Raw genomic sequence first — 25,516 nt, forward strand, 5'->3', positions numbered from 1 at the left:
GCGCCGATGTGACTCCCTGGTTCCCTACGGATTCGTCCAGCTCGCCCTACTGTCGATTGGTACCTATGGTGCCATGGCCAGGCCGGCGAGGTCGGGCGGCGGCTGCCAAGCAACCTGTTGAACGCTGTGCCAACAGGCCTCCTTTTTGCACCACTCCGTGATGTTTGCCGAGTCGGGCGGATCGATGATGACCTGGCGAACGAGCTCGGTGACGCTTGGGATCACGGTCGCCACCGAGCTGGGCAGGCTCTGTAGACGCCACACCAGGTCGAGGTCGATTCCCCCACCGAGCCGCTCCAGGATGAGGGCCATGACGTAGGCGGCGGTCTGACCGGGGTAACCCCCCAGCTTCATGCCCAGAACACGGGAGCGGATCCGTTGGAAGAGGATGCCCTTAGCGATGAGGTGTTGAAAGTACTGGACGCTCGGCTCGTCTCGCTCGTCGAGGTGGCACTGCAGGGTCCACTCGTGGAAACACTTCTCGGCGCCGAGGCTGACGGTGTGGGGTTGCCGTAGGTAGGCCATCTCGTACTTGGCAGCGTCTGTCTTGCCGAAACGCTGGGCCGGGGGATGCTCCTGCTCGAACCTACCCAGCTGGCCTCTGCCGCGCAGTCGGCTGCGCTCTACCTGGTACTGACCGCGGACGCGTTCGTAGTACCAACGGGTCTGGCGGGTGGCGCCACCAACCGCCGGTGCCCACACCGCCCGGGAGACGCGTTCGAGACCTACGTGGAAGGCACCATTGGCCTCGAAATCGGCGGGCCGGATGGCGTTCTGCGAGTTGGCGTAACGCGATATACGCGGCACCAGTTCGTCGAGCATGTCGGCCGGCACAACGGTGATCTTCGCCATGACGTGGACGTCGCTCAGGTCCGCCTTGAGCGTGGCCGCGTGGTGTAGCGAAGCAGTGGTCTGACCGCCGTTGACGATCTGCAAGTCGTGCAGCCGTGTGAGCACGGTGGCTCCGTCGACCGTTCGGACCGCGACGTCGGTGGCGGTGGCCGAAATGCCGTTGTTGTAGGCCAGAAAGCGGCCGGGGGCCGTACGGAGGGTCGTGTGGATCTCCTTGTTCACGCGTCCGCGCGCCTGCAGATAAGCACGAACATTGCGCTGCAGCAGTCGGCCGCTGTGCTGTTCGTAGAGATCAGCCAGCAGCTGCCCCGGCAGCACGGCGAGCAGGCAGCGATAACCATCGGACTGCTTCGGTGACTCCAGTACCGGCACCACCTCGCCCATCGCCTCAAGGTCAATGACGATTTCCTCCTGCACACGCCCTGAGGTTGCCAGCCGGTGCAGCCGGGTGATGTCCCAGACGTCGTACGTGGCTGGCAGTCCAGCGACTGTGCCCGCGTCGAGACGGTCGAGCGTGGTACGCCCGTCGGTGACGAGCAGTATCCGAACCTTTCGGAGCTGTTGCCACTCGGCGTGGATCCTCTGCGCCATGTCGTACGCGGGTGAGGACTCCTCCATCCGTCGGTGCAGGCCGTCGCGGCAGGCCTCGGCGAACGCGGCAGCACGGCGGAAGAGCTGGTCGACCTGGCTTCTGGTGACTGTCGTGGCTCCCCGATCGGTCGCCCTGGTCACCAGATCGAGAACGGTGCCGTCCTGGCCGATGTGGTACCCGGCGACCTCGAGCGACGGGCGACCCGTCTGCCGCAGGTAGCAGACGTGCAGGTCCTCTAGTGCCCCGTCGGCCATCAGCCGTTCGCCGACCACGCGTACGAACATGTCGCCGTTCATGCTCTCAGGCTCGAGGGCCAGCCGCTGATTGACCTCGACGCGAAGGTCCTCGGCGAAGTCCGTAAGGTCCGTGTTACCGGTCACGGCACCTCCTCAGGGGTGTGCTGACGCAGCAGCTGCGCCAGGTCTCGCTCGGTGAGGAGGAACGGGGCGCACTGGTCGAGTTCCACCGAGTAGCTCACCGAGCGGACGCCGGTGGGAACATCGCGAGAGGTCAGGCGTGGAAAGCCTGGAACCACTCGGTAGCAACGTCGCGCCGTGAGACCGTAGCGCTCACGCTCGTACTGGTGGCGGTGCACGTCGAGCCAACCGGCGTGCATCAGGCGTTCCTCCAGCAACAACCGATACCCGGCCAAGGCAGGGTCGGCACGCACAGCATCGATGATCTCGGGCAGGGTGACGCCCCCGTCGAAGCCGGAGCGCACGCTCTGGTGTACCAGGCACAGGAGGTCGATGTCAGCGCTGTCGAGCTGGCGTTCGTTGCTGATCCGGCAGTGTTCCGGATCGCGGTACGACACACACTTGACCTCCAGCGCGGCGCGGCCGTACCGGAAGTCCTGTGGGGCGCCCGTCGGCCCCACCCACGCCTGCAGGGCCGCCGGCCCCCAAGCGGGCAGGGCGATCTCGCGAAGGGCGACGAGTTCCCCGAAAAGGCCCAGCTGAGCCTGCGCCGAGAGGCCGGTGTTAAGTCCGGCCGCCAGCATCTTCTGCCAGCACCGAATGCGGTGTACCAGCGCCGCTGTCCGCTGGACGGCGGCGGTACCTGCGTGGTGGACGAGGTCGGCCACCAGAGTGCAGAACAGCTCGGCCTCGACGTTCGGCTCGGCCTGCACCCGGACGGTTCCGCCCTGGGTGCTGCACCTGAGCCCGGCGGTGTTCAGTAGCTGCTGGTCGTCAACGGCGTCAGCGGCGGTGACGACCAGCGCTCGCGTCCGTTCGGGCAGCGCGACCTCGACGTGGATGTCGAGATGACGCAGATCGGCACGCAGCCGGCGCCGCAGGACGCCGGGCTGGTCGGGGGGCGCGAGTTCCATCTGGGCGAACAGGCGGGCGATCTCGTCAACGGTGGGTGCGGTCACTCGAGATCGTCCTCGGACTGGCCCAGTTCCTCGGCGCGGAGGCTCTTGGCGAGGTTCTCGATGAACACGTTGTTGACCTTGTACTGCAGGCGCTTGGCATTGTCGGACCGCGGGAACGGGACCGCGAACCCAATCAGGAGGTCATCGTCCTGGTTGGTACCCGGGTCGACGCGATAGACCACGAGCAGGCCCTCGGCGGGGTCCCGCATCCTGCGCAGCACCTTTCCACTGGGGCGTTTCACCGTGGTCTGGTCTCCGGCGAGTGCCTGGGTACGTTTCTTCGCGACGGCGAGCTGCTCGGCGTCGAAGCCGATCGCCTCGTCGGTGGGGCTGACCAACACGCCGACCTCGTGCTCCCTGCACCTAGCGGGGTCGCTGTTGGTGGTGTTCTTCCGGGTGATACGCCGCAGCTCGACGCCGTCGATGGTGTCGGTGGTGTCGGCCTTGCCGGCGACGATCGCTACGATCCACCGGGTCAGCTCACCCTTGCTCTCCTGGGCCTCGATGTACTCGACGAGGACCTTCGGGGTGGCCTGGACGTTCCGGGGCGACGCCCGGAAGTCGTTCAGGAAGTCCTTGACGACGGCAGCGGGCACCTCGGAGCGGAAGTAGCCTCGTTGACCGCGGGGGCGTCGTTCAACCGGAAGCTCGGGACAGTTGAGGGTGTTCTCGACCAGCCGGTCGAACACCGTCTTGTTGGCTGCCTTGGTTACGGGATCGGAGAGCATAACGAGTGTTTCGGGTCGCTCACCGGAGAAGGTGAAGGACAGCGTGGTGGCAGATCGTCGCTTGGCTGCGGCGGTGACCTGGAGTTGACCGTAGCCATCTTCGATCTTGAGCCCGACGTCCCTGGGGGTGTCGCCGTTCTCCGCCACGGTGGCGACCACGTCCATCAGGTTGCGGTTGGCGCGGGTGATGTGGACGTAGTAGTCGACCAGTTCCTGGGTCGTGTACAGGCGGGTGACGTCCAGGTAGCCCGGCCGATAGCCGAACCAGCGGCCCATCTGCAGCAGCGTGTCATAGGCCTTCGACGCGCGCAGGTAGTAGGAGACCGTCAACCCCTCCAGCGTGAGACCCCGGGACAGTTTGTCGCCCCCGACGGCAACGACAGTCACCGGCGTGGATCCGTACTCGAGTACGTCCTGCGCGGTGCCGTTGATCGCCTTGACGTTGCCCGCCGCCTCCGCAAGCACCTCGGGCAGGATCTCCTGCACCTCCTTGAGGACCACCGGCTCGCCCACGGCGTCACCGAGGTTGTCGCGGGCGGCGAGGTCGAGGTGCACGGGAACGAAGTCCTGCTTCCAAAGCTTGGACAGTCGTCGTCGCAGCGCCGCACCGGCCGCGCCGTGGTCCCCCCACGTGTCGCGCATGTGCGCGAGGTGCTGACGGACCTGATTGACGACAGCGGTCTGAATGTCGGTGAACCGGGTGACATGGATGAGCATGGAGTTGTGGTCGGGCCGACCGCCCGGCCGGGCGGCACGGACCTTACGCACCGCGGTAGCCAGCACGAAGGCCTCGATCGCGTTTACCAGTGAGGCAGGCAGCCGGGCCGGTGGCCGGTGGCCGCCCTTGTGCTTGTCAGGCATCCACGTTTCGTGGTCGTCGACGACGCTGATGATCGGTAGGGGCTGACGAACCTCGTCGGCTGTGGCGTCCTCGAGCCCGAAGACGGTCTCCGGGCCGCAGTAGTTCGTCGGCGGCCGCAGTGCGAGGACCAGGTGGCGCGGAAACAGATCGGGACCGTGCTCCGGATGGTCGGTGTCGTGCGGGATGAAGATGTTGCCGAACGGGGTGGCCGTATAGGCGAGGTAGGCCCTCTTGTCGAACAGGCCGAGCAGGTCACGGATGGCGGCGTTGATCGCTGTGGGGTCGTGCTCGGGATCGCTGTGCGTCTTCTTGTCAGGAGTCTTGCGCGTATCGATCGACGCGTCGTCGGCCTCGTCGTCTATGAGCAACAGCGGCAGGTCGGCCAAGGCACCGTCCTTGTTGAAGTTGGCCAACCAGCCAGTCAGGTTCTCCAAGATGCTCTTGTACTTCTTGACAACGATCAGAACGCGGTTCTTGCGCAGGTCGACGGCGGTGCTCTGGGCCACTGCCTTCTTGAAGTCCGCCTCAGTGGTCGTCAGTGGGAAGCACTGCACGGGATGGCGGAGGCCCAGGGTGCCCACGCCGATGTCGCCGAGTCCCGCACCCTCACCCCGGGTGCGGGTGACCCTGGTGTTGAACCCGAGGAACTCCAGATCCAGCCGTGCCTGGGTCTGGGTGCGCAGGCTCTCGTGTCGCCCGGCGAGCACGATCACCACGTGGTAACCGGCGTCCACAGCCTTGCAGATGGTGCCGGTGTAGTTGGCGGTCTTGCCGGACTGCACCTGCCCGTAGACCAACCCGTAGAAGGCCCACGGGCCGGCGCGTTCTGGGTCCTCCAAGCGGTCGAGGATCACATCGGTCGCCTCGTCCAGGGCCTCCACCGGCTGGGGTTTCCAGCTCCGACGGGACGCGAGCCAGGTGCGGTAGCGGTTCCAGTAGTCAAAGGAGATCTTCTCCCGGCGCTCCGGGTACCACGGTTGGTGGGCGTCGGGACTGGTCACTGCCACCGGGCGAGGTACCCACACGTCGAATCGCGACTCCAACTCCTCGACGAGCCGGTCAACATCGACAGGACCAATCACGCTGGCAGGCTTCGCGGCGGTCTCGGCCGCCTCGCGGATCCGCTCGATCGTCCGATCGGTACGGGGCTGGCTCAGCAAAAGCTTCTCGGCGACGTCGAGGGCCATCGTAAACGGATCAATGAGCACCTGCTGCTCCTTCGGCGTCCAGGGCGCGGTCGAGCGCCTCGGGGAAGCGATTGAACGGCTCGGTCGACCGGAGGGCGGCGACAACAGCCTGCCGGCTGTGCGGTTCGTGGGGTAGCGCGGCGACCGCGGCGCGGAAGAGTGCGGCCACCTCGTCTTGGCCAGCGCCGTCGAGAGGTGCCTGCGCCGCGCGGTCGGGAGCAGCCGACACCTCGGTAGCGATCAGACCGACGGGCAGTGCCTCCTCCACCAGTCGTAGGGCCACCTCTACAGCCGCCTTTTCCTGGGCTGCCAGCGCAGCTGCGACAACTGGATGGTCCCGGTTGATCTGGTAGCCGATCTGGCCCCGCCGGCTGCGCTGTTGCCAGACGAAGGTCAGTGCACCGCTGTCCCTCCGGCTGGAGGGAACCACCGACGTGCCACGGTGGCGGAAGACCTGCTCCGAGCGCGTGCGTGTGAGCACTGCGATCTCGCGTAGCCGGTCGCGTAGTACTGGTGGCGGGCTGACCCGGGCCTTGCGTATGTCTACCTGCCAGTAGTGGTCGTCGTCGCTGGTGACCTCGACTGCTATGCGTGCGAGCTGGCATTGCGGCGTGCGGCGCAGGCCGGCGAGTCCGAGCCAGCCTCCCAGCGTAAGGAGACGGTTGTTGCGGTAGACGTAGAAACCCTGGTGCGAGTTCCAGCCCGATGCGCCGGTGGCTGCCAGGGTCTCGACGTTGGTAAGGCGAGATGGGTGCGGCAGGACGTAGGGTGTCACGCCAGCGGTCGACAGCCCGCCCTCCACCAGCGCGGAGCCGAGATCCTGGGTCGCTGGGTGCGCCGTCAGAAAGGGGTCCCAACCCCGCACCCGTTGGCCACCGACGGCCAGACGAAGGCGTCCGTCGCGCAGGAAGCGACCAAACACCGCTGCCAGGTGGTCGCGCACGCGGGCCATGCCGTCGGTCAGCTGACTCCCGTAACCACAACGGTCGAGGTCGCGCCACAGCACCATCGTCCCCGGGGAGGCCATCCCGAGTTGCTCTGCTATGCGTAGCGCCTCGTCATCAACGCTGTCGAGGACGTACCAGTCGCCCCGCTCAGCGACGAAGCCCAGATCCCAGGTGCGGGCAGCCGTGGTGCCCGCATCCGTGCGCGTGAGAACGGTGAGCCTGCGGGCCTGCGAGAACGAGGCGGTCTTCAGCCCGAGGCCGAACCGGCCTAGGTCCCCGCGTGGGCGCGCCGCCAGAGGTCCATCCATGCCTAGGTGCATGGCCCGGTGGAGCTGGTCCTCGGTCATGCCCCTGCCGTCGTCGACCACCGCCACCCAGCCGGTTCCCCGATCAGCGTTGTACTCCACGCTTACCGAGCGGGCACCGGCAGTCACACAGTTGTCGACCAGATCGGCAATCGCGTCTGGCAGGTGATAACCCAGGGCACGCAGGGACTCGATCAGAGCAGCGGCGTTGGGGGGTGCGTGCAGTGCGCGCGGCTCGACCGTCATCGGTGCCCTTCGCTCGTGTTACAGGGCGCCAGCATACGACCTCTCTCCGACGTTCTCCGCCCCACGAATGGGGCGAGATCACCGCGACCTGGTGAGGTTGGGGGCACCGGGCGTGCGGGCGGACGGACCACCTAGAGTGTCCAGACCGACGGGCGCCACCGAGGACGACCCGGACAGCGCTGCGACGTGACGAAAAGCGATCATCGTCGTACAGTGTGCCTGACCGGTCGTTCATACACGCGTGCGACCGCAGTCTGCATGAGGTATCGAATGGGGGGACGGCGTCCGGGTGGCCACCTATGGTGTGAAGCTGCAGCGGAGCGACGACCTTCGACTCCTCCCCCGCGAGGACGGCTGCAACCTGGAGTCATTCCCGCAGTGGTGCGAACAAAGGTTGGCTGCGGGAGGGCGTCTTGCTGTCGACCTGTTCTCCGGGGCCGGCGGGTTGAGTCAGGGTCTCACCGATGCAGGTTGGACCGTCGCCGCCGCCGTGGACCATGACCGCAAGGCGCTGGACACTCATCGGGCGAACTTTCCAGGGCTGGCTCTGGACGTCGACCTCGGAGACAAGGTCGCCCGAGCCGACCTTGTGCGACTCCTCCGACGGACCGAGATCGACCTCGTCGCCGGAGGGCCGCCCTGCCAGCCGTTCAGCCGGGCGGGACGCAGTAAGATCCGCAGCCTCGTTGATGCCGGCAAGCGCGACGCAGAGGACCACCGCAAGGAACTGTGGCGTGCCTTCGTCGACGTCGTCCTCAAGGTCCGCCCCCGCGCGGTGCTCATGGAGAACGTGCCGGACATGGCACTGGGCGATGAGATGTTTGTGGTGCGCACCATCGTCGCGATGTTGGAGCAGGACGGCTACCGCACGCAGGTGCGACTTGTGGACGCATGGCGATACGGGGTTCCTCAGCACCGCCAACGGCTGATCCTGCTCGCTCGCCGCGACAGCGGATCGTTCGCCTGGCCCCAGGAGGTTGAGCAGTTCACCACCCTGAGGGAGGCCATCGGTGACCTGCCACGGCTCGAGCTCGGCACCGGCGGACGCCGGGTGGAGCACACGTCCAAGGACCTGAGCAAGTTCGCCCTACGCATGCGCCGCGGCGCCGAGACCGGTGTCGTTTTTGATCACATGACCCGCCCGGTGCGCGACGATGACCGCCAGGTCTTCTCGCTGATGACCTCGAAGACCCTCTACTCGGCTATCGACCCGAGCCTGCGTCGGTACACCGCCGACACCTTTGATGATAAGTACAAGCGCCTGGACTGGGACGACCGGAGTCGGTCGATCACCGCGCACATCGCCAAGGATGGCTACTGGTACATCCACCCGGAGGAGCACCGCACCCTCACCGTCCGTGAGGCAGCACGCATCCAGACGTTCCCAGACAGCTTCCGTTTCGCCGGAACCCGGAGTGACGCCTTCCGGCAGATCGGCAACGCCGTACCACCGATGCTCGGTGAGGCCGCCGCGCTGGCGCTGATGGCTCAAGAGGAACCGTCAGACGACGAGCACCGCGAGTGGGGTACCGTCCGCAAGATTCTCGCTCAGCACGCCACCCGTCAGCGGCTGGGCGATCACTGGTACCTGCTGCCTTCGCAGGGTCGCCCACCGGCCCTGGCGGCGCTGGTGGCGATGATCGGTGGTCAGCCTGGACTCGGCGCCACACTGGAACCCCTGCGAGACACAGCCCCCCTGACGCGGCAACTGCTGGAGCGCGTTCTTGACGGTAGGACCACGTCAAGGCTTCGTAACGCCGTCGAGCGGCTCGCCCCGCTGCTGGACGACCCCGAGGTCGCTCACGACCCCGACCAACTGGAGATCAAACTCCGACTGCGGGCAGCCGAGACAGACCTATTCCGGCTACTCCTCGGCGAAGACCGCTTGGTGCCCAACCAGACGGCGACCCGTGTCGCAGCACGAGTGGTCGGCAGCGACTCACACACGACAAACCGGCTAACCGCCGGCAGGCTCGACCTTGCGCTGCTCGTCGGGTCCGGGGTGCACGCAGCATCGCGCATGGCGGCCGTGCGACTACTGGGAGCTACCGTGTGCCGGACTGAGCCCAGCAGGCAACTCTGTCGAACGTGCCCCCTTCGCAACAACTGCCACTTCGGCGCGCGCTTCGTCAGCACTGGAAAGCCCGCTGCACCTGTCGGGCCGCAGCCATCACATCAGCTTTGATCTCACACTCCCACAGTCGCAACACGCGCCACCCTGCATCGGCCAGGGCAGCATCATTGCGGCGGTCCCGCTCCTGGTTGTCACGCAGTTTCTGACGCCAGCGATCCGCATTCGGTCCTCGGAAGGCCCGCGGTCCGTGCTGGGGACAACCGTGCCAGAAGCAGCCGTCAACGAACACTGCCAACCGTCGCCCCATGAACACGAGATCGGGCTTGCAGCGGCCGACCACCTGTCGCTGTAGCCGGAAACGCATCCCGAGGGCGTGCACGGCGCTGCGGAGGGCGATCTCTGGCCCCGTGTCGCGTACCCGGCGCCCGCGCAGATGTGCGCCGGCCTGGGTCGAGACCCAACCCCGAGCGTCGGTGCCGCTACCAGAGCCCGCCTGCCCCATGCCACCAGGATAGTGATCGGCATGGCCGACCGCCCGGCCGCCACATGGAGCCTGAAGAAGCCTTCCCAAGGCAGACCACAACCGGGCCGGCTTAAGGCCACGTCTCGGCAGGTCGTCGTAGTCCTGCTGGCGACCCGGTGATCCAAGCGGCCAAGAACCTCCCCAAGGCTACGACGGGCAGGGCTGCCAGGAAGAAGCGCCTAATGACCCGCCATGGCTCAGCAGTTGAACAGTGACTGCTGCCCGTCCACTTCCACGCGATCCTCCACGGGTTGTTCATCATTCGAGGACGGCCCCCAGCACAGGGGCGGCGGCGGATCGTGTTCAGCCTTGGCCAGAATCGCCGCGGCCAAGTCCATCATCTCCTTGATCGACCGCGCATGGATAGTCAGAAACTGCGGACGCAGGTCATCGAGGTCGAATCCGCAGGACGCGCGCTCAACCAGCGGCTGCAACCAGTCCGCGTGCGCCCGATCGATGGCGGCCACAACCACCGGCCGCTCGGCCCAGGATCGCTCAGCGTGACTGCGGCAACTGGCGGCCGGTACGCACCCGGTCGCCGCCAACGCATACGTTAGCCCGGCGACCCCAAGCTCAAGGCCGCACAGGCTGACCGAGTCGACGTCACCATGTTCGGCAAGCACGGCCATGCCCGCTTCATCCTCGGGATCCTCGGACGGGAAATCAGGGTTATGTGCTTCGATCAGCTGGGCGAAATACTCGAACGTCTCAGCGTCGTCCGCCGCGGCGTCGACTGCAGTTGCCGCAGCCCGTTCGTCGGCTACCACCTGGGCCGCTTCTGACAGCGGCACATCGAATATCGCCCACACGCCTCGGAAGAATCCGATGCCCTCTTCATCAATTTCGTCTTCTGCCGGCATCCAGAACGGTGCATTCTGCGGCAAAGCTGGATCAAGCTGGATGTGGGTGTAGGGGATCAACCGCATCTCCTCTCGAAGCCTCAAGCAGTCAACCACTTCGAGGGCGCGGGCGCGGAACGCAGTTTACGGCGGGGGACTCGTACGGGTCAGAGGGATGATGGCTCCGCCGGCCCCGCCATGGTGGCGACGCCAGCATGGTCCCATCGCCGGCAGGCATCTCAGACACGAGATGCGAGCCCCCGGGCGACATCGCCACCCGCTCTCCGTTGCGGGTCAGGTTGCGCGACCTGCGGCTCACGGTCGTCAGCCCGCCAGCCGAGGTGGGCCTGAAGATGCTCCAGCGCGACATAGGGCCGCCGAGGCAGAGCCACGTCTATAGCTAGGCGAACAACGCGGTGGCGACGTCAGGCGCGGGCGGTATGCCAGCGCGCCAGGCCTCGGCCGCAGTCTTGATCTCTTCGTGGGCGGTCACCGAGCCACGGCCGTCAAGAAGACCTGTCAGGGTGACCCGGAGCGTCACCCGTGCCAGATCGCGCCCGAACGACGCGACAGTGTCCACGGCATCCGACGAGGCTGGGCCACCATGGGCGAGCGCATTCCGCAGCCGCTGGAGGCGATCGACCTGCAAGGCCCAGTCCAGCTCCAACTGGCTGCACCACTTCTCCAGTGTCGCGGTTGTTGCCAGCCGGTCGGCGAGGGTGGTCAACCGGCGACTGGTTCGGGTGTGAACCGGGTGCATCGATCGGAGGGCGGGCAGGGCCGCCAAGGCGTGGTCCAGGTGACTGGTGTAGGCACCTCGACCATGGTGCACTTGAAGCTTGCCGCGGAGGCTGGTCATCTGAGCGCGGTGCTCGGGCGCGACGGCGTGCGGCTCACCGGCAGCTTCGATACACGTATCGAATAGGTGAGCCCGAACCCGGCTTCTGACCCACTGCTGCTTCCAGGTGCATGTGAGGAACTCGTACCACTTGCCGGCGCCGACAAGGGAAGCGACCCACTCCACGACGCGTACGTCGAGAACGACGCGGGGTAGGTTCGACTGCTCCCCAGCCTCCTGCCACCATCGCACCAGGTTGATCACCTCGTGCAACTCTTCCGGAACCGGCGAGAGCCGCGCTCCCAGCGTGACGGAGAGATCCTCCAGCACATCGCCGGTCGGATCTTCATGCGGCACCACCTCTGGCTCCGGCTTCGGTGCAGAAAAAAGTGGCATGCCGGTAACACGACCATCGACTGCGTGGATGTAACCGCTCCACGGAGTCCAGTTGCGGGTACCGGTGTCGAACTTCGCGACCGCAACGGTCGCGTGGGCGAGGTCCGTGGCGCGGCGGATCGGATCAGCGAAGCGCCCATGACCCAGATCGACACGGGCGAAGACGAGGCCGTCGTCGGTGGGGATGTCCTTAAGCCTCAGCCACCCGTCGGTGCGCCGGAACTCGGCAGGCACCCACTCCTTTCCTGGCCCGGTCACGCCGATCATGGCCTGCATCATCGGCGCGCAGTAGAAGGTGACCGGACCCACGGCGAAGTACGAGGTGCCGATGCGGGCCTGGCCGAACGCGAGCCATACGACGTGGTGGCCGCCGTGCGCACGCGAAGCGATCAGTTGCTCACACAGTACGAGTCGCGCGGCTTCGTCCAACCCGGCCGCCTCATCAAGACCTGGCCACGTCGCCACGTCGTCCCGATCGAGATCACCGATATGAACACGGGCCTCGGTCACGAAGGCGGCGCTGTCGTGCAGTACGCCGGCAAGAATCCGCCCGGTGATGCGGAGGCTGATCTCGGCATTGGACAGCAGTGAACGGAACAAGTCGCGGCGGCTGCCGAGGTCGTCGGCGGAGATTCCGCTCGTCCGGCAGGCGTCCACCAGGTCGCGCCAGGCCGCCACAGCTACCGCCGGCTCCGTGAGCCGGGCCAGCAGCTTCTCTACCGTCGCCCTTGGCGCCGGCGCCCCCGCCAACCACCCGCCCACCGCCCCGTCGACTTTTCCCTTCTGCGAGACGATCGCGATAAGCCGTTGCGCTTGGTCGTCCACATCGAGAAGATCTTGGCCCAGTTCCGTCCGCAGATGCTGGCCGCACCTGCCGGCGGCAAGGCAGAGGTCTTCCATCGCCGACCTCCACGGTTGCTTCCGCTCACCGCTGAACGGCCCGGCGATCCAGCTTCGAACCTCCGAAAGGGCGAGCGGCAGAGCTACAGCGCCGGCCCGGCCCCACGGCTGGTCATCAGAACGGGTCCACCAACCAACCGCGTCGTGCAGCTCATCGACCCAGCTCGGCGGGAGACGGAACGCAGGCCCGGAAGGAAACACAGAGGCAAAGTATCTCAACGTCGGAGGCCCGCCGGGGAGTGGGGCAGTGCGGCCCAAGAGGCTGTAGTCGATGACCTCGCCCTCGTATGCGCGGATCCGACCCGCCTGCGGACGGATGGTGGCCGGGGGCCCATCGGACGCTGATGCACGCCGCCCGGTCGGTGGCGGCCTTCGTGAGTGAGCCGGTAGTTCAGCCCTCGTCGGCCCGCAGCTCTTACCCCAGCCGACGAGCGCCCCTCGGTGAGTGCTGCAGCGAGGGAACCGCGCGATGGGCATGTCATGCCCAAAACTAAAGCGGATGCGCTAGGGTTCTGAGTGGATCTGAAGTGTCAGTCTCTCTGGAGGGCTAGTTGAGCGAGGAATCGCCGGTCTCGGCCTGGGCGCGGTCACACTTCGGGCAGGACGCTGAGATGGTGCGGCGTGGCCTTGTGGAAGGGCTGCACCACGCGCAGCAGCGGGCTGTGTTGATCCAGGAGATGTCGGGTCTACCGTCCAAGCAGCCGTACGGCGGTATGTGGCCGGCAACGTACAAGTCTCTGGAGGAGCAACTTGTAGGCCTTGAGGGGGCGTACAAGTTCCGGCCGCCGAATGCCTCGTACAACCTGATGGTCGTCCGGGAGCGGCTGCTGCTGCCCTTCAAGCTCGCCGACAACCTGAACGTGCCGGTAAAGCAGGCCCGCTTGGCGACGAAGATCGGCCGGAACCTGTCGCTTGCGCTTTCCGCAGCACAGCCGCCGGATGACCTGCTGAGCCTTCTGGGCGAGGACTTCGAGTTCGACCCGGTCGCAGTGGTCAACGAACTTGTTCACCTGAGCCCCGCCACTAAGATCATCTACGTGCCCTACGTTGCTCACGCCGATGCCGGCCTGCTGAAGTCCTGGTGGGGTGAGGGCCTCATGCAGTCCGACGGCACGATCGCCTGGCTTGTCGGCCAGCCGGAGGAGCTGCCAGCGGCTAAGGGCGCCACGCCGGAAGGCTCCACCGGCGCGTTCTCGGGGCTGGCGAAGGTTGGCGGCTCGGGGCGAGCCTTCGACGAGGGTGACCTGCCCGCGCTCGACTTCCCGACGCACTCGCGTCCGGTAGAGGCGCCGACGGCTGAGCGGGAGCCGGAGTCGGGAAAGCCCACCGCGAACAACCGCGATGCGTAAGCACGAACAACTCCGACTCATCACACCGATTGTTGCCGCTGGTGGGACGGCAACACCCGCCGCCATCGCCGACGGATTTGACCCCGGCCGGCTGACCCAGGCCCGGCAACTCGCAGCCATGACCAAGAAGGCACTCGCCGACCGGATCGGCGTCACGGCAGCGGCCATCGGACAGTACGAGCTCGGACTAACCAAACCCCGACCCGAGTTGATCGGGCCACTCGCCGCAGTCCTCAGCGTGCCTCCGCCGTTCTTCCTCAGAGGCCGCCCTCATGCCCGCCTCGACGCATCTATGGCTCACTTCCGTAGTTTGCGGGCGACGCGGGCATATCAGCGGGCGAAGGCAATCTCCTTCACCGAGCTGGTGTGGGAACTGACCTACGCGCTGGAGAAGCGAGTCCAGCTTCCCTGGATCGACCTACCCGGCTTCGCCGGCGGCGAGGTGCACTCCGGGACCGAACTTCCCCGCGACCCAGCCGCCGCGGCCCAAGCGCTACGCGCCCACTGGAAACTCGGCGACGGGCCGATCAGTCACCTCGTCCGTCGGATGGAAGCCCACGGCATCGTCACCGTCACTCCACCAGCTGACGACGACGCCACCACCGTCGATGCCTTCTCCACCTCACGCCTGCCCCGGCCGATTGCGATCTTAACCCCGAATCGCGCGAACAACGTCTACCGCCACCGCTTCAGTGCCGCCCACGAACTCGGCCACCTCGTACTCCATGGCGACACCGCGCCCGGTGACATCCAACAGGAACGCGAAGCCGACACCTTCGCGGCCGAGTTCCTCACCCCCCGCAACAGCATCCTGCCCGCCCTCCCCGGCCGCGCCGACCTCGGCAAACTCGTCGAGCTTCAACGCGAGTGGGGAGTCTCGGTCAAATCGCTGCTGTACCGATGTCGCGAGCTGGGGCTGTTGTCCGACTCCGCCTCCAGCCGTGCACACCAAAGGCTGCACCTCTTGGCCGATCAGCCGGGCTTCCGTGCCGAACCCGCGGCTGCCTATCCGGGTGAGCAGCCGGCTATGCTCAGCCGAGCTTTCGACCTGGCTACCGGCAACGGCCTGACGATGCAGGCGCTCGCCGAAGAGCTCGCGTGGCCGCTGCCCTGGGTGAGAATGTTGCTGGGCGTAGCCGACCAGCGACCGGTCCTCAAACTGGTGCGGTAGACGATTGATCTCGCGCGACAGCGTCGGCGACGATCGCGTGGTGATCCGTGGGTGATCGGATGTCGACGACCGTTGCAGTACAGCGGGAACGAAGCACGGCACGCCGGGCGGATCGTCACCAGCCACTCGATCGTCGGTCGAGTGGTCATCGATGACGGTCCGTCGCTGGGGCGAGATCAGGCCCGCCGGTTAGGGCAGCCGCCTGTTCACGGTCAACGCACTGGCCCTGCCCGGCATCGCGGCACCAGTGTGGTTGCTCGATCCGGCCGCCGCCGCCTGGAAACGTGACGAGGAGGAACGCGCGTCCTCGGCTCGGGCTTCCATCACGTACTCCCGCAGATACCAGTCTCCAAACAAGGCGTTGCAGGAAGCGCAACTGAAGGCGGTGTAGGAACCTCTGGCGGTCGCGCTGTAGCGAGAACCGAGATTGGCGAGCGGCACGCCCAGACGATCCGCCTCCATCGCCACGCGGCGACGCACGTCGGGCCGGGCTTCCGGGCGTTCCTGTGCCCAGATCAACGCATGGCGGATCTCGGCTCTCGTTCCGCACGGTCCGTCGATGACCTCCCGTTCGACCTCCCATAACAGCGAGACACCACTGCACCGATAGCAGGGATACTCGAAACAGGACACCTGCGTGATGGCCGGCTGGCCGGTCGCCCGTGGGTACGAAAACCGATCCGGCCGGTGAGTAGACCGATGACGGCGTCGGCCAACGGCATCGCGGTGCCGTTGACGACCGTGGTGACGCTGTCGGCAGCGAAGGCGGTGTGGAACACGGGCAGGTCGCGTCGTGGAAGCGGGACGCTGCGCTCGTACCGGGTGAACCACACGCCGTGGACACGGTCGGCGGCATACCGATGCTGACGGTGTTCGAACTGGTCCCGGGTCTGCGCGCTCCACTGGGCTTCGAATGCGAACTTGCTCATCCCTCCGGTGGCTAATACGTCGGCGACCCAACCTTCGCCACGCGCCTCCGGTTCGGCGTCCCATCCGGCTGCCCGAGCAGCCTGCACGATGATGTTCTTGGCGTAAAGGTGCTGACCGGTCTCGGCTGAATGGCTCGCGCAGTCGCTCGCTGCCCTGTGCGCAAAATGCCGCACACCGAGCTTGCTCGTGCGCAGGTACGCCACAGCACCGCAGTACGGCAGCCGCACGGAACACCGGCCCGCTCGAACGTCCGTCCGTAGCGACTGCCATTGCTCGTCGGACAGCAACGTGCTGACCGTCCGTACGCCATCGACCATCGCGAGAAGAGGCACAGGTACATGCTCAGTGCCGGGTACGACAGTTCCGTGATGCTGTGCCCCCAGCGGTTGTGGTAGCCCTTACCGGCAACCATTGGCAGGGCACGGGCGGTGTCTGGAGCCCCGCTCGCCGCGACCACGTCCTCTCACGACGACCAAACGGCAACCCTCGGGCTGGCCGATCCCTCGGCTCGTCAGCGTTGGTTGATGAGCAGGGACGTAGCGACGTGCTGTCGGCCGAGGGCGTGGGCAACTTGAAGCGCTTGACACAGCTCGCGACTCCCCGAGCGCCTACGGAAGAGGCGACGACCGCAGATGCCACACCGCAACGCACCGGATGTCCATAGCGGCGCGACAGGCTCGCCGCTGTCGACGCTCTTCTGCACATCGCCGTGATGTCACTGGCCGCGGGTCACTTCCGGCGCGGGCACAGTGCCGCCGGCGCTACGCAGCGACGAACTCGTTTGCCGATACGGTGAGCTGTCCGGATGATGCGAATGCCAAGCGGTCGGCAGTGCAGGAGGCACGGTGCGCGCCACGTTGATGGATCGTGCGGACGGCGATCAGATCGACCTCATCCTGACGCATCCGGCGCACCAGGAGACCCTGCGCGCCTTGATCGATCTGATCCGGACATTACGCGCCTGCCGCTCTGCCGAGGAGTTGTACCACTTCCAGAGTCGGCTCCGTGGCATGGTCCTCGACACCGAGCAGCGTCGTTCCGCGATCAGCCGGCAGATCAAACGACTGGATAGGCACCGCTGCCTCACCGCTGACGCACCCGAACTCGGCACATCCCTCGACCGTACCGACCGGGAATCCTGGATATTGGAGAGCGACGTCTACGAGCGGATTTGGCGCCAGCTCAAGTCGATCGCGGACGCACTCGCCTGGAAAGTCTTCGGCTACCAGCGCAACATCATCGTGGCGCTGTCGCGCGCCGACGCCCCCGGCCCGATGTACGGCAAGACCGGCCTGGCCGCAGAGCTGGAGGTCATCGAGACCGCGTGGCGCGAGAAGCGGGAGTTCGTGCTGCACCACGACCTGACCAACGTCATCCGTGTCGGCGACGTCACCGTCCTCGGCCGTGACGGCTGGGCCTGGCTCCGCGAGATCAAGACCAACCAGCGGTATCGAGTTCCCGCCCAGGAGCGGCTGCTGGCCGACACCTCGCAGGTCCTCGCCGACGAAACCGGCGAGTTGCCCAGCGGCTACGCACCGGTGCGCACCACCATCGACTACCGCACCGACTTGGCGGGCCTACGTGACATCCTCGGCTTGGCGCATGCGCGGACGGGTATCGCCGGAGGCGTGGTCTCGTCCGGCCGCGCGGTCGTGGCGGCCAGTCAGTTCACCGCCGCCGGCCGGTACACCGCTGAGGAGTTCGGCACTCGGTTCAGCGCCGAACTCGACCGGGTCCGCCGCCGCATCGGCGCCGACGACCCTGGGCACACGCTGACGCTGCTGAGCATCGACCAGGCCGGTCGCACTCTCGTGCGCCCACCCTGGGCGATCTACCCGATCGAACCCGAGGTCGCGGCCAGCCTCATCGCCGACGGCATGTTCTTCGCCGTCTGCATGAACCCGAACAAGATCATCGACTCGCTGGCCAACGCCGGTGTCGAAGGGTCCTGGCTGCAGCGTCTCGACGGCACCGAGGACCCCTCGAAGCCGTTGTTGAACGTCGCCGTACGGTCGGGCAACCGGCTCTGGTCGACATCCCTGAACTTCGCCGCGATCGCGGAGTTGATGCTCGAGCTGATCGATCTCCGCACCTGGAGCGAGCAGGTCGCCGCGATGCTCAGCGGCGAGTTCGCTGCCGGCACGCGGCCCTGGCCGTGCTTCGCCAGGGAGGCCAGAGTCTGGGCCTGATTGCCCGGACGCCGGCTGGTTCGCTCGGTGTCATAGCCTGGCGGATCGGATCGGATCGGCTCGCGAAGTGGCAATGGCGCCGTCAGACAAGGTTAGGCCGTTGTGATCAACGCTGAGCGTCTGTTCTCGGCGCTGCCGGTCAGCGGGGTGAACTCGTACTCTCCCTCGGCGTCGGGCGTCATCGCGTAGCCGGTGTACGCGTCGGTGAGCGCGGGTGGGGCGTCGTGACGGTGTGACGTGAGATGTACATCCAGGCGTTGTCGACCAGCCGTACGCACGCGATGCCGTGGGCCTTGGCGCAGTCATCGGCACCACTCGGGAATCCGCTGGCGGCCACCACCACGCTCATCTGGGTGCCGGTGAACTGGAGCTTGGGGAGAAGCACCTGAACATCGGACCGTTTGTGCGACGGGCGTTCACCACCAGCGGCGCCTGACCTTGATCTCGCGTACGGGTATCTCGGAGGGGTGTAGGGGACGTTCGACGACGGGGCGCATCGTGTGGGGTGTGATGCGGTCGCGTTCGTGTTCCTCGGCGAACCGGGCGGCCTGTTCGTGTTCGCCGAGGTTGTCCAGGGCCTTGAGGAGGTCGGTTATCAGGATGTCGAGGCGGTGGGTTTCGGCTTCGGCGGCGAGGAACCGTTCGTGGTGGGTGACTGCCCGGTGGCCGCACCACTGGCGTAGTAGTTCGTGGCGGGGCCGGTCGTGGCGGCGGTACCAGTCGTACTCCCATTCCGGTGTCGTCGACCGGTTGTCGCGGCCGACGCGGTGCTCGTCGCCGAACTTGCATTTGTGGCGGGACTGGGCTTCCTGCTCGATGACGAGGTCGAGGACCTGGGCCGGGTGGGCGCGGCACGTGGCCTCGACCAGTTGGAGGGTGCCGGCCGGTGACAGGATGGTCCCGCCGTCGTGGTCGAACCATTCAGCCGAGGCGAGGATGTCGTCGATCGGGCCGTCGATGATCTCGCTCAGCCGGGCCCTGTCGTGGATGTCGGTGGCGCATGACACCGGGGACCAGAGCAGTTCGGCTACGTCTTCGCTGATCAGGAGGCCGAAGATCTCCTCGATGCAGGCTTCCTCGGTGTGATCGAGGCTCTGATCGTCGATGCGTTGCCAGTTCGCCATCAGCGCGTCGAAGGTTCCGACCTCGTTCCACGGCACCCGCAGCCGCGATCCGGGGACCTTCTCCACCCGTTCGTCGGGGTCGTCGAGGAATCTGATCTCGAGGCGGGCGCTGGTCTTCTTCGGTTCGACGGCCAGGATGCGGACGCGTTCGGACGGTCCGTGGTCCGACTGCCGGTACGCCCATTCGTCGCCGACGGTGAAGCGGGAGGGGTCGATTCTCATCCAGCCGTCCTTCGGGTAAACGTCGCTTGTTGCGTGGTACCGGGTCGTGCTGACGGGTTCGCGCCGCGATGGCGGCAGGTCCCGGCGCAGGCTCGTGCGCATCCGGCCGGAGTGTGGTGGCGGTTGCGGTGTCGCCGAACTTCAGGCGCCGCGGTCGAGCAGCCCGTGGTGCCACGATTCGGCCTGTCGGCGGATGCCGGCGTGGGCCTGCCGGTCGTGATCAGGGCGGTGCTCCTTGCGTGGCCCGTGGGGGCTCCAGTCACCGAGGAACGGGCGCAGATCGTCGGGTCCGGGTTCGGGGTTGTAATCGATGTCAGCCAGCACACGGGAATTGCGAATGGGGTCGATCCGGTCGGCGGCGGCCCTGCCCCACGCGACCCAGCTAACGAGGTACCCGCCGACGCCGGTCCGCCCCTCGGCCGCTTGTTCAAGGGCGGTACAGAACGCGCGGATGCCGGCTGCGGTGGTCCAAGCCTGGTAGGCGTTGCGGAAGGTTTCCGCGCGGATCTTGTCCGCGGCCTGGACGCGGGCGTCGGCCATCGCGGCGTGCCATCGGGCGAGGGTGGCCTCCTCCTGCCGTCTGCGCTCGGCCGCGGCTTCCTCCTGCCTCCGCCGGTGTTCGGCCTCGGCCTTCTCCCGCGCGGCCTCGGCCGCCCGCCTTTGCTGTTCGTCGGCGGTGACGCCAGCCTCGAACCCTTGGATGATCTGCGCGACGCGCTGTTCCAGACGTACGCGTGCGGTGTCGGTCCAGGTGTCCCGGTTGTCGTGTCCGGCCCGGGCGATCTCCAAGCGGAGCCTGCCGGAGTCGACGACGTCGAACTCCGCGGGTTTCATCCACGGCCGCAGGCGCAGCACCTTCAGCTCCTCGGCGGTGGGTTCGTGCGGGACCTGGTCGCGTTCCTCGGTCAGGGTGACCGTGCGTCGGACCTGCCCGGCCTGGAGGAACACCCGCGGGTGTTTCGCCTTGGTGTTGACCCCGAGCCTGTGCCCACGCCGGGCCGCCTCGCCGGCGAGCTGCCGGATCAGCAGCAACGCCCGGGGCAGTAAGTCCGGGCTGACGGCGAGGTTGGTCGGATCGGCTTCGAGGGCGCTGAACGCCAGATGCGGGTCGGTGGTGACACGTCGGGTGTTGAGCCGGATCCGGTTCCAGTCGGTCTCGTCCGGACCGGCATCGGTGTAGAGGCGGATGACGATGTCCCCGGCGTCACGGCCAGTGTGGCGCAGATGGTGACCCGATGGCACAAGTCCCTGCTGCTTGAACGCGTGAATGATCCGCCGGTACCGGGCCCGCGTTCCACTGTCGGGACTCTCGATACGGACCAAGCCGCCCTCGTGCTGCAGACGGTCGAGCAGTTCGCGAGCCGCTCGCAGCAGGTCCGCCGACGAAGCACCGCCGATGGTGCCGCCGGATGCCGGCGCCTCGGACCGCGGAAGGGAAGCACGGTGGTCGGGATGATCGGGATGGTGACCATGCTCAAGGTAGAAGCGACCGGCATCGGTTGAGGACGCCTTCCACACCCCTGCCTTGCGTGTCACTGTAACCAGGTTCCGGTCCTGGAGCGCACGCGCCGACCGCCGGTACTCGACGCCATCCGGCCCACTGAGGTCATCGCCGCCGTGGATCCGGCGAAGCAGGTCGAGCTGCCGCTCATTGAGCGAATCCCATCGCTGCACCACCCGACAGTAAGGGGCACGGCGTACTCGATGGCGCGGAACACGGCTGTAAGTGGCATCCCCGTCCGACGAACGGACCGAACTGGCGGGCCCGGCTGAAAACTGAGCCTGACGGGCGGATTCTGGTGGGACGTAGGGCTCCGCACGGACAAGGAGCTATTTTCATCCTGGGCCGGCGGTTCGTTTCGACGCGGTTCAGCACGAGGATGGCTCGGATGATGGCGGTGGCTTGGCGTGGGCAGCAGCCCACCTTGACCAGGATCTTCCAGGTCTTTAGCTTCAGGCGACCGCGCGGATGCAGCCCAAATCGTGTCTGCTGCGCAGGGCCGCCGCCAGGTGCGGATCACCGCCGTAGGCCTCGCCGCCGGCAATCCACCGGCACGGCAGTCCATCCGCGAGGGCAATGTCGATTAGCGTCGCGCCAGCTGTGGTCTTGCAACGAAGCCGATGCTATCGGGCCAAGCATGTCCCTGAACCGCGCCATAAGCGACCCACTGCAATAGTCCAACAAGGCACTACTTGCTCACCTAACCCCCCGTAAGCAACCTTTCACCCTTAGTGGCGAACCTATCCACCACCAAGAACGCCTTGCCCAGCTCATTGAGCGTTAACTCAAGCCGGTAAAAGTCGACCTCCCCACCACCGTTTCGGTACGGCCGGATACGTTCTGCATCCAGGCCTCGATTCCACTCCTCGAATGGCACCGCAGCAAAGACCTCATGCTCGTCGCTCCAGATACAGCAATCTGCTCTGTACTGGTCATACTCCGTCCCGTCGTACGTCTCCCGATGCACGTGGGCGTCAGCCCACGCGAACAACTTCGGCACTACCTCGGCGTAGCTGGCGAGACCAAGAAAAACACCCCAACTGGCCAGCTTCTCGGGTTCCTCGCCGTCCTCGTTATCTATACCGAGAGAGATGTCTCCTCTTCCCGAGCTCTTGTTGACCCACTCCTCCATGTCCACCACCAGCCGCTTGCCGCCAGCCAGCAACTCCATCCAGGGCTTTGCCAGCTGCAGCTCGCGGATACGCAGCTCGTATGGATCGCCCTCGGCGGCCTCCCGCAGGGTCTTTCGGGCGCTCGCGTCCAGCACCTGAGCTTCCGGCACCAGAAGCTTCCAGCTAGCGGTGGATGTCTCCTGCAGCGTCTTCCGGTTGACGAACTGCCAGTGGCAGCGCCCTGTCTCCGGGTGGTACAGCACGACCAGCACCGGCAGTGAGTGGTTGAGCCAGTAGGCCACATGCTCGGCGTCCGGCCGGAACCACCAGCCCTCTGGTCCGGCTTCCTTAAACCAACTCATACCGCTCTTGATCTGCAAGGCAAGCAGCCGTCCGCGCACGTTTTCGCCGTCCACCACCTCGGCCTGCGCGTCGATGCCGTAATCCTCGGTCGGCTGGTCGCGAAACAGCCAGCCCAACTCGTCCTCTACGGCCTGCTTGGTACGGGTCACCCCCGCTGTGGCCACCTTGGCCGCTGGGTTACGGCGCATCATGGCTCCATCTTCTACCGGGTTGGGGTCGGAAGCGGTTTGCGCCAGAAGCTACCGTCATCGTCCTCAATCTCGTACTCCTCACTGGCGGCTCTCATACAGTGCCGGCGATGGCCTCGCTGGCACCGGTGCACCCCGGTTGGCGCCGGTTGGAGGAGAGGTGGGACGGTCATCATCACCCCGGGCACGCCAGCGGCTGCGCACAGAGCTCCAACAGGGCGAGGTCACTGTCGAGCGGCTGCAGACCCTGGTCGGCGAAACGCCACCACAGACGCGAGAAGCCCGCCCCGCCACGGAGCCGGCAACAACCCCGCCTCCTTCGCCGACCCGCCCGCCGCCTGTCTCCTCCGCTGAACGATGCCGGCCAGTCCAGCGGACAACATCATCACCGTCAGGTAGGCGTCATCCGGGGTCCGAACCCGTCCGGGATGTTAGCCGACGATTGGCGCCTGAACATGAACGTCCATTAGAGCCGCTCCTCGCAGCTAAGATCCGACCGCTGCTCCACTCGCGCAAGAAGCGGCTCCAGTAGACACCCTGCCCCTGACGTTTTCGTGGCCCACGCCAGCAGACGCCCGTACTGTGCGCTCTTCGCGTCATCGGGGGACGCTCAAGCGTGGTTGACCCGCCCCGGGCGGTTGATCGGCAACGGCCCGTCATCAGACCAGCCTGGTCGAGCAGGCGGGCTGGACGTCGGCGCGCACCTGCCAGGCATCATCTGCGGGCGTGCCGCCTCAGCCACACCCGCACCGTGCCCGCAAGTCGACGGACCTTGTTCACCACAGCACTCCCGAGATGCTGATGTTGCCGACCTGGAGCCGTCGGCCCAGCGGCGCTGGCCGAGCCCTGATGCCGGTCGGGGCCATCGTGGGAACGGTCCTTGGCCCACTCGATCCTGTTGAGCCGAATCCAGTAGTGCGATCGGCAGGGATAGTTCCAGTTTCCTACCGAAGGGTGCAGCGTTACCGACACCCCGTCGAAGGTGAGGCTCCACCCCTTCCTGCTGATCGGGGTGACGACCTCGCTGCCGCAGCCGCACGGGCACAGGTGCAGGGCGGTGGCGTAGCGGATCGAGACGTAGAGCACGCCGTCGTCGAGGACGTCGGGGGCCGAATCGACGAAGCGGTGCTCGATGATGGTTTGCCGGGTCATGTCTGGTCATCACCCACCAGGCAGTTAGTGGTAATCGTGTAGACGCTGTGGTGCTCCTGCTCAAGGTCGGCGTAGAACCCACGCCACTTCTTCCACCTGATCACCGCGTAGGCGGCATTCAAGGCGTTGAGCTCGGCGATCTGGATGTTGGTGCCGTAGTCGTCGTCGCCGCCGTCCTCGAACGGGATTCGCCGCTGGTCCCAGATGTGGTCCCGCTTCTGGGGGGTGCTCGTGGTGGTCCGCAGGTGCCCGGCGATCATGTCATCGACGGTGTAGAGGCCCATGCCGACGTCGACGAACGCGATCCCGGCCGCCTCCATCGCTTTGATCAGGTGCCGCTTGGATTCGCCCTGGTCCATGCAGAGGAACACGAACGACATGCACTGCAACTCGTTGGCGTTGGTCTCGTCGAGGAAGTAGGGGTGGGCGACGACGCCCCGGCGCATCGCGCCGTACATCTCGGCGTAGTGGTCTACCTTCTTGGGCCGCTGCCGCAACTGCTCGAGCGAGGGCGCGCCGGGGGCCCGGAAAGCATTGTGCTGCAGCAGATCGTCACCGTCGAACAGGTGGATCTCCCGGACTGGCACCTTGGCGATCAGGTCCAGCACGTAGGAGCCGCTGCCGCCGAGCCCGACGACAGCGACCCGGGGCATGGCTAGCTTCGCGTTGATGGCTGCGATCCCGGCGCGGCTGCTGGCCGTGTCGAGGTAGCGGAAGACCGACTCCGACGCGTCGGTCTCCACGACCTGGAACGTCCGAGCGGTCACCGACGGGTCCACTGCGGCCGCGTGCGTGCCCAGGAGAGCCACATAGGTGGTGATCTTCGCGTAGTAGTTCGGATAGCCGGCGTCGGGCTTGTTGGAGAACATGTAGTTCACCGTCAGCCCTGGAATAATCTGCTCCTGGACCGGGCTGTGGATCACCTTGTTGAGCGGCTGGCCGTTCGCGTCGCAGGGCTGCTCGCCTGCGAAGTGGACCACGTGGGTCTCCGGTGTGATCGTGGTGTCGCCGGCGAGGCTGAGCTTGGACACCAGGATGCCGAGCTTCACCTCTCGCTGCGCGTTCAGGTACGGGACGTGGGAGACCACGAGGTGACCGTGCTCGACGGTCACCTCGTAGCCCTCGTCACGCAACTGGCGCAGGTCGGCGCTACGAGCGACGAGTGCGGGTGACATCGAAAGCGGTTCCGTCCTTGATGGTGACCGTGCCGCCCTCACTGAGGTTGCCGTCACGCTGCGGTGCCACCGCGCGGTGGTAGGTGACCGTGAAGACCACCTCGGTGTCATGCGCGCCCGGGAATGCGAGGTCGACGACCTGGGCGAAGGTGAGTTCGCGGTCGTCGATGGTCTTCTGCCGGGTGTTGACGATGATCGTGTAGCGGCGCCGGACCTGCTGGTCCTGGTCTGCGATGCCGATGTCGGGCATCCTGTCCTCCTTGGTTTTCGGGTATGTCCAGGCGCCGGTGGCCCCGGTGTCCTGCTTCCACCGATGCCTGACGGCGAATCGTCCCCGGCCGTCCGGTCACGAACGCTGTCGCTGATGTGTTGGTGA

General features: G+C 66.4%; 19 protein-coding genes and 1 pseudogene. 4 read left to right on the forward strand and 16 right to left on the reverse strand.

Going from position 1 to position 25,516, the window contains the following annotated elements:
- Positions 1-63: 63 nt before the first annotated feature.
- From ACN27C_RS04450 to ACN27C_RS04465, 4 genes are read right to left on the reverse strand one after another with little or no spacing between them, the layout of a single operon-like run.
- Positions 64-1,824: an AIPR family protein gene (locus ACN27C_RS04450; RefSeq protein WP_422750497.1), complete on the reverse strand. Its 1,761-nt coding sequence runs from the start codon at positions 1,822-1,824 to the stop codon at positions 64-66.
- Positions 1,821-2,819 (reverse strand): PD-(D/E)XK motif protein, encoded by a 999-nt coding sequence (locus ACN27C_RS04455; protein ID WP_422750498.1) that lies wholly within the window; start codon positions 2,817-2,819, stop codon positions 1,821-1,823. Before ACN27C_RS04455 ends, ACN27C_RS04450 begins: the two co-directional genes overlap by 4 nt.
- Entirely contained in the window at positions 2,816-5,617 is a 2,802-nt protein-coding gene (locus ACN27C_RS04460; protein WP_422750499.1) for a Z1 domain-containing protein, read from the reverse strand. Before ACN27C_RS04460 ends, ACN27C_RS04455 begins: the two co-directional genes overlap by 4 nt.
- Entirely contained in the window at positions 5,607-7,094 is a 1,488-nt protein-coding gene (locus ACN27C_RS04465; RefSeq protein WP_422750500.1) for an ATP-binding protein, read from the reverse strand. The genes ACN27C_RS04460 and ACN27C_RS04465 overlap by 11 nt, the downstream gene beginning before the upstream one ends.
- A gap of 289 nt (positions 7,095-7,383) precedes the next feature.
- Here ACN27C_RS04465 and ACN27C_RS04470 point away from each other — a divergent pair, with 289 nt between their 5' ends.
- The gene (locus ACN27C_RS04470) at positions 7,384-9,279 is read left to right on the forward strand and encodes a DNA cytosine methyltransferase (protein WP_422750501.1); all 1,896 of its coding nucleotides are present in this window, start codon (positions 7,384-7,386) and stop codon (positions 9,277-9,279) included.
- On the opposite strand, the gene ACN27C_RS04475 is transcribed toward ACN27C_RS04470, so the two are convergent.
- The 3 genes from ACN27C_RS04475 to ACN27C_RS04485 form a co-directional block, all read right to left on the reverse strand.
- On the reverse strand, positions 9,224-9,670 hold the full coding sequence (locus tag ACN27C_RS04475) for a very short patch repair endonuclease (protein WP_422750502.1): 447 nt from the start codon (positions 9,668-9,670) through the stop codon (positions 9,224-9,226). The genes ACN27C_RS04470 and ACN27C_RS04475 overlap by 56 nt on opposite strands.
- A gap of 218 nt (positions 9,671-9,888) precedes the next feature.
- On the reverse strand, positions 9,889-10,611 hold the full coding sequence (locus ACN27C_RS04480; RefSeq protein ID WP_422750503.1) for a hypothetical protein: 723 nt from the start codon (positions 10,609-10,611) through the stop codon (positions 9,889-9,891).
- Positions 10,612-10,930: 319 nt separating this feature from the next.
- Complete coding sequence (locus tag ACN27C_RS04485) at positions 10,931-12,664, reverse strand: hypothetical protein (RefSeq protein ID WP_422750504.1); 1,734 nt, start codon at positions 12,662-12,664, stop codon at positions 10,931-10,933.
- Between the two features lie 551 nt (positions 12,665-13,215).
- Between ACN27C_RS04485 and ACN27C_RS04490 the strand changes: the two genes are divergently transcribed.
- Positions 13,216-14,013, forward strand: a complete 798-nt coding sequence (locus ACN27C_RS04490; RefSeq protein ID WP_422750505.1) for a hypothetical protein — start codon at positions 13,216-13,218, stop codon at positions 14,011-14,013.
- A complete protein-coding gene (locus ACN27C_RS04495; protein ID WP_422750506.1) occupies positions 14,006-15,184 on the forward strand; it encodes a helix-turn-helix domain-containing protein in 1,179 nt (392 codons plus the stop codon). The genes ACN27C_RS04490 and ACN27C_RS04495 overlap by 8 nt, the downstream gene beginning before the upstream one ends.
- Positions 15,185-15,373: 189 nt before the next feature.
- Here the strand turns inward: ACN27C_RS04495 and ACN27C_RS04500 are convergent, their stop codons facing one another.
- Positions 15,374-15,703: a hypothetical protein gene (locus tag ACN27C_RS04500; RefSeq protein WP_422750507.1), complete on the reverse strand. Its 330-nt coding sequence runs from the start codon at positions 15,701-15,703 to the stop codon at positions 15,374-15,376.
- A complete protein-coding gene (locus tag ACN27C_RS04505; RefSeq protein WP_422750508.1) occupies positions 15,700-16,446 on the reverse strand; it encodes a hypothetical protein in 747 nt (248 codons plus the stop codon). Before ACN27C_RS04505 ends, ACN27C_RS04500 begins: the two co-directional genes overlap by 4 nt.
- Before the next feature lie 513 nt (positions 16,447-16,959).
- On the opposite strand from ACN27C_RS04505, the gene ACN27C_RS04510 reads away from it, so the two are divergent.
- Positions 16,960-18,303, forward strand: a complete 1,344-nt coding sequence (locus ACN27C_RS04510; protein WP_422750509.1) for a hypothetical protein — start codon at positions 16,960-16,962, stop codon at positions 18,301-18,303.
- 416 nt (positions 18,304-18,719) lie between these two features.
- Here ACN27C_RS04510 and ACN27C_RS04515 read toward each other — a convergent pair whose 3' ends face one another.
- The 7 genes and pseudogenes from ACN27C_RS04515 to ACN27C_RS04545 all read right to left on the reverse strand — a co-directional run bounded on the left by ACN27C_RS04515 (position 18,720) and on the right by ACN27C_RS04545 (position 25,390).
- Positions 18,720-19,751: a hypothetical protein gene (locus ACN27C_RS04515; RefSeq protein ID WP_422750510.1), complete on the reverse strand. Its 1,032-nt coding sequence runs from the start codon at positions 19,749-19,751 to the stop codon at positions 18,720-18,722.
- A gap of 39 nt (positions 19,752-19,790) precedes the next feature.
- A complete protein-coding gene (locus ACN27C_RS04520) occupies positions 19,791-21,323 on the reverse strand; it encodes a hypothetical protein (RefSeq protein ID WP_422750511.1) in 1,533 nt (510 codons plus the stop codon).
- Between the two features lie 175 nt (positions 21,324-21,498).
- Positions 21,499-21,600: pseudogene (locus tag ACN27C_RS04525) on the reverse strand (IS5/IS1182 family transposase); the annotation flags it as partial.
- A 250-nt stretch (positions 21,601-21,850) separates the two neighbouring features.
- Positions 21,851-22,774 carry a DUF4365 domain-containing protein gene (locus tag ACN27C_RS04530; protein WP_422750512.1) on the reverse strand — a complete coding sequence of 308 codons (924 nt, stop codon included), beginning with the start codon at positions 22,772-22,774 and terminating at the stop codon, positions 21,851-21,853.
- Between the two features lie 753 nt (positions 22,775-23,527).
- Positions 23,528-23,965 (reverse strand): DUF6527 family protein, encoded by a 438-nt coding sequence (locus ACN27C_RS04535; protein ID WP_393028656.1) that lies wholly within the window; start codon positions 23,963-23,965, stop codon positions 23,528-23,530.
- The gene (locus ACN27C_RS04540; protein ID WP_422750513.1) at positions 23,962-25,140 is read right to left on the reverse strand and encodes a ThiF family adenylyltransferase; all 1,179 of its coding nucleotides are present in this window, start codon (positions 25,138-25,140) and stop codon (positions 23,962-23,964) included. Before ACN27C_RS04540 ends, ACN27C_RS04535 begins: the two co-directional genes overlap by 4 nt.
- Positions 25,115-25,390 (reverse strand): multiubiquitin domain-containing protein, encoded by a 276-nt coding sequence (locus tag ACN27C_RS04545; protein WP_422750514.1) that lies wholly within the window; start codon positions 25,388-25,390, stop codon positions 25,115-25,117. The genes ACN27C_RS04540 and ACN27C_RS04545 overlap by 26 nt, the downstream gene beginning before the upstream one ends.
- Positions 25,391-25,516: the final 126 nt, after the last annotated feature.

Source organism: Micromonospora sp. WMMD1219, assembly GCF_049315215.1.
Taxonomy (GTDB): Bacteria; Actinomycetota; Actinomycetes; order Mycobacteriales; family Micromonosporaceae; genus Micromonospora; species Micromonospora tulbaghiae.

What these genes read in the sequence shown, in the direction of transcription:
- ACN27C_RS04465 (WP_422750500.1), bottom strand. Translation starts at nt 7,094, where the DNA reads ATGACGGTCGAGCCGCGCGCACTGCACGCACCCCCCAACGCCGCTGCT.
- ACN27C_RS04475 (WP_422750502.1), bottom strand. Translation starts at nt 9,670, where the DNA reads ATGGGGCAGGCGGGCTCTGGTAGCGGCACCGACGCTCGGGGTTGGGTC.
- ACN27C_RS04485 (WP_422750504.1), bottom strand. Translation starts at nt 12,664, where the DNA reads ATGGAAGACCTCTGCCTTGCCGCCGGCAGGTGCGGCCAGCATCTGCGG.
- ACN27C_RS04495 (WP_422750506.1), top strand. Translation starts at nt 14,006, where the DNA reads ATGCGTAAGCACGAACAACTCCGACTCATCACACCGATTGTTGCCGCT.
- ACN27C_RS04515 (WP_422750510.1), bottom strand. Translation starts at nt 19,751, where the DNA reads ATGCGCACGAGCCTGCGCCGGGACCTGCCGCCATCGCGGCGCGAACCC.
- ACN27C_RS04535 (WP_393028656.1), bottom strand. Translation starts at nt 23,965, where the DNA reads ATGACCCGGCAAACCATCATCGAGCACCGCTTCGTCGATTCGGCCCCC.
- ACN27C_RS04540 (WP_422750513.1), bottom strand. Translation starts at nt 25,140, where the DNA reads ATGTCACCCGCACTCGTCGCTCGTAGCGCCGACCTGCGCCAGTTGCGT.
- ACN27C_RS04545 (WP_422750514.1), bottom strand. Translation starts at nt 25,390, where the DNA reads ATGCCCGACATCGGCATCGCAGACCAGGACCAGCAGGTCCGGCGCCGC.